This is a genomic window from Neisseria sp. P0008.S010, assembly GCF_051962715.1.
In the GTDB taxonomy this organism is placed as follows: Bacteria; Pseudomonadota; Gammaproteobacteria; order Burkholderiales; family Neisseriaceae; genus Neisseria; species Neisseria elongata.
The window spans coordinates 1-398 of record NZ_JBQCVA010000183.1; the positions used below are offsets into that span (position 1 = coordinate 1).

Sequence of the window (398 nt, forward strand, 5' to 3'; positions counted from 1 at the left end):
CTCAGGATTTCTCCGCCGTCCAGATGACTGTCTTTCTGACGGATGCGGCCGATACGGTCTCGGTGGTAGGTGATCGTCCGTAACGGGCGGGTACGCATGTTAATGTTCCCAGACGCGTATTCTTCTTCGCGTATGAGTTCGCCGGCAGGGTTGTAGGTGTAACGTGTCATTTTGCCGTCAAAGCCGGTCTCGCGGATCAGGCGGTTGCGTTCATCGTATTCGAAGGTATAGCTGTCACCGTTTTCGTTGATGAGGGTTTTCAGACGGCCTACGGTGTCGTAACGGTATTGGAATGCACCACCCAGCGCGTTGTAGCGGACGGTTGGTTTGCTGTCATTGTCGTAATCGTAGGCGGTACGGTTGCCTTCGGCATCAGTCAGAACACTCAGTCGGCCAGC

Annotated in this window: 1 pseudogene; it reads right to left on the minus strand. The window is 55.0% G+C overall.

What is annotated here, in order from left to right:
- Positions 1-398: pseudogene (locus tag ACTHSL_RS13135) on the minus strand (hypothetical protein); the annotation flags it as partial.